Here is a 4,481-nt window from a genome sequence, read left to right on the forward strand (position 1 = left end):
CCCGTTCATGAGGGTGGAAAAGGTATGGCGCCAGCCGTGCGAGGTGGTGTTGATGCCGTGGCGCTTCATCGCATTGAGCGCGGCGGCGGTGGTGACGGGTCGCCCGGTGGTGGCGTTGTGGAAGACGTGCGCGGTGTGGCCGGTGAGCGGGCGCAGGCTTTCGAGGATGGCTTGCGCCTGTGTCGGAATGGGGCAAAGGTGTTCGCGCCGCATCTTCATCGCCTCCTTGCCCTTGCGGATGGTATCGCCTTCGATTCCCGCCATTCCAGCCCTGCCAGTTCATCGGGGCGCAGTACCAGATAGGGGAGCAGGCGCAGATAGGCGCGCACCAGCGGGAAGGCGGGCAGGCGGTCAATGGCGAGCAGGGCGTCGCCGATGTCTTCCGGGGTGGTGAGGTGGCGCATCGGGTTGGCGGCCACGGCGGGAGCGGTCAGTTCACGCGCCACGTTGTACTGAAGCAGTCCGATGGTTACGCCGTGGCGCCAGGATTTCCCTGATGAGGGCGAGGGATTTGCTGGCGGTCTCCCGCCGGGTTTCGGCGATTTGGCGGATGTGATCGCGCACTTCTAGCGCGGTAATGGTCTCGCTTTGCCGCTGCCCAAAGGCGGGCAGGATGTGATTTTTCAGCATGAGGCTGTGGCGTTTCAGGGTGGCGGGGGCGCAGTCCTTCTTTTCGTGCAGCCAGTCAGCGGCGAGGTTGGCAAAAATGCGCAGGCTGGTACCGTCGGCCATGCAGGCGTCTTCCCTGGCCGCTTCCTTTGCTTCCTTCTTGTGGGCGTTGGGGTCAATGCCCGCCTTTAGCTGCGCCTTGAAAGAGGCATGGGCGAGACGGGCGTCTTTCAGGGCAACGGCGGGATAGACGTCAAAGCTGGCGGTCTTCTTTTGCTGTCGAAGCGGTAGGCGGCGCGCCAGTATCGCCCCTTGGCGGTAACGTGCAGGTAGAGACCGCCGCCGTCGGCGTGTTTTCCTTCGCCCGCATTACGGCATTTCGTGTTGGTGAGTTTGCCCATTTTTCTGCCCTGTTGGTATTTTTCGCGGGCATCTTAAAAACTACCAACAAAAATGCCAACAAAAATGTTGGTATGCGGTGGTTTTTCCTGATAGCCGCAGAGGGCGGGAAACAGGATTAACCCGTGGTTATTTCAGGCAAAAAGAAAGCGCCTGATAGGCGCTGATTGGTGTGATTGGAGGCTGGGGTCGGAATCGAACCGGCGTCCACGGATTTGCAATCCGCTGCATAACCACTTTGCTACCCAGCCTTAGAAATTAGAAGAGCCTCAAATGAGGCTCTAAGGAATTTGGAGCGGGAAACGAGATTCGAACTCGCGACCCCAACCTTGGCAAGGTTGTGCTCTACCACTGAGCTATTCCCGCGTTGTTGTGTGGCGCGCATTATAGCGGCGTTTTGGGAGCGGTCAAGCGACGTTTTGTGTTTTTTTTCGTCTTTTGACCGCTTTTTTATTCAGTTTGCTGTTTTCCCGTGGTTTTGTGCGGATTAGTCCTGTTTTTCTTCGTCGTGGTTGAGGTAGCCGCGCAGTAGCCAGATTTGTACCAGCATGAACAGCAGGGTGCCACCGGCGCTGCCCCAGAGTTTGAAGCCGACCCAGAAGTCGTCGGAGAAGCCGTAGGCGATGACGAGATTCAGCGCCGCCATCAGGATGAAGTAAAGCGCCCAGATAAGATTCAGACGGCGCCAAAGGGCGTCCGGCATGGTGAGAACGCTGCCGAGCATTTTCTGGATGAGGTTGGTTTTGCCCTGCCATTGGGTGACAAGCAGGGCGACGGCGAAGGCGAGGTAAACGATGCTCGGTTTCCATTTGATGAACATCGGATTTTTCAGGATGAGGGTGATGCTGCCGAGGACGAGGATGGCGATGGCGGTCAGCCAGTGTTGTTTGCTGACCGGTTTTTTGCGTCCACGCAGCCAGAGGAGTTGCAGCACGGTGCCAATCATGAGGACGGCGGTCGCCCAGTAGAGCGCCTGTTCGCCGTGTCCGCTCCATTTGGCGGCAAGGTAGGCGGCGATAAAGCCGATGACGGGGAGGATTTCTTGCATGGTTGTTCCAGGTGTTCAGGGATTGCGGCGGTGCGCGGCGGCGACCGCCAGCGCGGTGATTTCCTGCACGCCAGCAGCGGCGAGGGTGCGCGCGGCTTCGCGCAGGGTTGCGCCGCTGGTGACGACGTCATCAACCAGCAGCAGGCGTGGCGGCAGGTCGCCGCACACGGCAAAGGCGCCACGGATGTTGCGCCGTCTGGCGGCGTGGGTGGGCAGGCTCGATTGCGGCACGCGCCCGGCTTTGGCAAATACGCCTTCGCCGATGAGCGGGACGCCAAGCAGGCGGGCGGCGGCACGCGCCGGGTAAAGGGTCTGGTTGTAGCCGCGCTGGCGCAGGCGTTTGACGGAAACGGGCATGGCGACGACGGCATCAACGGCGACCGGATGCGCGCGCAACAGGCGGCAGGTTTCGTCTTCCAGCACGCGCAGCGCGCGGCGGTCGGCCTGATATTTGCCGCGCAGGATGATGTCGCGCACGTCTTCGGTGAATTGCCAGCGCACCAGCAGCCGCTGGTAGGCGGGTGGCCGTTGCAGGCAGGCGCCGCAGGGATAGCGTTCGTCGGCGACGCCGTTGGCGCAGGTCGGGCAATGTTTGCCGACAGACGGCAGGCGGTCGGCGCAGGCATCACAAAGGCCGATCACTTCGGGCGCGCCGCAGGTGAGGCAACGCGGGCGGATGAAGCGGGTCAGCCAGCGGGCAATCATGCGGCGGCGATGCGCGCCAGCAGGGTGTTGTGTAGGTAGGTGTTGGCGGCGACGATGTTGCCGGAATCGAGCATGGTATGCCCGCCGGCGAGGTCGGTGACAATCGCCCCCGCTTCTTGCGCGATGAGGATGCCGGCGCAGATGTCCCACGGTTTCAGCCCCATTTCAAAGAAGCCATCGACACGGTTGGCGGCAACGAAACACAAATCGAGCGAAGCTGAACCGAGGCGGCGCACGTCGGCGATTTCCTCCAGCACCGATTGCAGCATCGCGTACTGGCGCGGCATCAGCTCGGGGTAGCGGAAGGGAAAACCGGTGGCGACGATGGCGCGACCACCATCGCGCAGGACGCTGACCCGCAGCTTGCGCCCGTTCAGCTGCGCGCCTTCGCCACGCGCGGCGGTGAACCATTCTTCCGTCGCCGGGTTATAAACGATGCCCATCTCCGGTTTGCCGCGCTTGACCAGGCCGATGGAAACGGCGAACTGCGGCAGGCCGTGCAGAAAGTTGGTGGTGCCGTCCAGCGGGTCAATCACCCAGCAAAATTCGCTTTCTTCAGCGCGGGCGCGGGTTTCGCCCGATTCTTCGCCGAGAAAATCGTGCTGTGGGTACTTGTCGAGCAGGATATTCTTGATGACCTCTTCGGCGCGCCGGTCAACGACGCTGACCAGATCGCCGCGCCCCTTTTCTTCAATCTGGATTTGGTCGAGCTGGCGCAGCCCCATTTGCAGAATTTTGCCCGCTTCCTCGGCGGCACGACGCGCGATGGTAAGTGTTGGATTTATAGCCATTTTTGTACCTCTTGAACTGTAAAGCGGCGGCATTGTAGCAGTATCAACACTTTTCGCGGGCAGAAAAAAACCCCGCATAATCATGCGGGGCAATAATCATCATGAGGCAATGTGACAGTTAGCATTAGCTGTTCCGTCGGAGCGAATAATAGGAGTTCTTGTTTGCATAATCAAGACTTTTATGGTGCTTGATGAGAATCTTTGCGTAATACACTGTTAATTAATAGATAAATAGAAGGCAAAAACAGAGAAAAACGGCAGATTTAGAGATTTTGGCCACACGCCTGCCGCAAACCCCGTAGAACGGAACGTACAAAGTTGTATCTCCCGCCCCTTTTGGGTGTGTTCTGTGTAATGCAGAACTGTAAAAATAGTGCGCCATAACCATGCCAAGACTCAGGGCTACCGCATACTGGACAAAGCCCACACAACTCCACTATAATTCGCCGCCTTCGGAGAGATGGCAGAGTGGTTTAATGCACCGGTCTTGAAAACCGACGGGGGTTAACGCCCTCCCAGGGTTCGAATCCCTGTCTCTCCGCCACATTCAAAAGCAAATGCACCCAGCCGGGTGCTTTTTTTGCACTTGAGACCAGTAATTGCGGGAATCTTTCACTCGTTTGCGTCCATTTGTCTGCACTTGAAACCGGCAAAATCCTGTTGTAACCAAACTTTTTTGCGGTAGTCTATGCGGTAACGTTTGCCGTTACTGCGAAGATTAGTACATCATGCTCAAAAATGTTGTGCCGCTTACCGCAATACAGATGAGAACGCCGAGTAACGGCAGCCCTGCCCTTCCCTAGAGGCTGTTTACAATTTGTCATAACATGATGATTTCATTCGCAGGTTTGGTTAAGGCCTGTTTACCATTCAGCGTAAACACGCCCAAGCCAATGCGGTTGCGTGGCGACGATTTTGTGAGCTACATC

At 58.4% G+C, this 4,481-nt stretch carries 5 protein-coding genes, 3 tRNA genes and 2 pseudogenes; 1 reads left to right on the forward strand and 9 read right to left on the reverse strand.

Features of this window, described 5'->3' with window-relative positions:
• The 9 genes and pseudogenes from Q0349_RS02360 to Q0349_RS02400 all read right to left on the reverse strand — a co-directional run.
• A pseudogene (locus tag Q0349_RS02360) lies at positions 1-264 on the reverse strand (hypothetical protein); the annotation flags it as partial.
• On the reverse strand, positions 216-446 hold the full coding sequence (locus Q0349_RS02365; protein ID WP_298079256.1) for a hypothetical protein: 231 nt from the start codon (positions 444-446) through the stop codon (positions 216-218). The gene Q0349_RS02365 and the pseudogene Q0349_RS02360, both read right to left, overlap by 49 nt.
• The gene (locus tag Q0349_RS02370) at positions 436-732 is read right to left on the reverse strand and encodes a hypothetical protein (protein WP_298079257.1); all 297 of its coding nucleotides are present in this window, start codon (positions 730-732) and stop codon (positions 436-438) included. Before Q0349_RS02370 ends, Q0349_RS02365 begins: the two co-directional genes overlap by 11 nt.
• 87 nt (positions 733-819) lie before the next feature.
• Positions 820-1,010, reverse strand: a pseudogene (locus Q0349_RS02375) (Arm DNA-binding domain-containing protein); the annotation flags it as partial.
• A 175-nt stretch (positions 1,011-1,185) separates the two neighbouring features.
• A tRNA-Cys gene (locus tag Q0349_RS02380) sits at positions 1,186-1,259 on the reverse strand.
• Between the two features lie 40 nt (positions 1,260-1,299).
• A tRNA-Gly gene (locus Q0349_RS02385) sits at positions 1,300-1,374 on the reverse strand.
• Positions 1,375-1,495: 121 nt separating this feature from the next.
• The gene (locus Q0349_RS02390; protein ID WP_298079261.1) at positions 1,496-2,056 is read right to left on the reverse strand and encodes an inner membrane-spanning protein YciB; all 561 of its coding nucleotides are present in this window, start codon (positions 2,054-2,056) and stop codon (positions 1,496-1,498) included.
• A 15-nt stretch (positions 2,057-2,071) separates the two neighbouring features.
• Entirely contained in the window at positions 2,072-2,761 is a 690-nt protein-coding gene (locus tag Q0349_RS02395) for a ComF family protein (protein ID WP_298079262.1), read from the reverse strand.
• A complete protein-coding gene (locus tag Q0349_RS02400; protein ID WP_298079264.1) occupies positions 2,758-3,552 on the reverse strand; it encodes an inositol monophosphatase family protein in 795 nt (264 codons plus the stop codon). The genes Q0349_RS02395 and Q0349_RS02400 overlap by 4 nt, the downstream gene beginning before the upstream one ends.
• Positions 3,553-4,006: 454 nt before the next feature.
• Here Q0349_RS02400 and Q0349_RS02405 point away from each other — a divergent pair.
• Positions 4,007-4,096: transfer RNA gene (locus Q0349_RS02405), tRNA-Ser, on the forward strand.
• Positions 4,097-4,481 lie beyond the last annotated feature (385 nt).

It is taken from the genome of uncultured Cardiobacterium sp., from assembly GCF_938028185.1.
Classification (GTDB): domain Bacteria; phylum Pseudomonadota; class Gammaproteobacteria; order Cardiobacteriales; family Cardiobacteriaceae; genus Cardiobacterium.

Bases quoted from the DNA above. Each gene is read 5' to 3' on its own strand.
- Q0349_RS02370 (WP_298079257.1), bottom strand. From the start codon at position 732: ATGGCCGACGGTACCAGCCTGCGCATTTTTGCCAACCTCGCCGCTGAC.
- Q0349_RS02400 (WP_298079264.1), bottom strand. From the start codon at position 3,552: ATGGCTATAAATCCAACACTTACCATCGCGCGTCGTGCCGCCGAGGAA.
- Q0349_RS02395 (WP_298079262.1), bottom strand. From the start codon at position 2,761: ATGATTGCCCGCTGGCTGACCCGCTTCATCCGCCCGCGTTGCCTCACC.
- Q0349_RS02390 (WP_298079261.1), bottom strand. From the start codon at position 2,056: ATGCAAGAAATCCTCCCCGTCATCGGCTTTATCGCCGCCTACCTTGCC.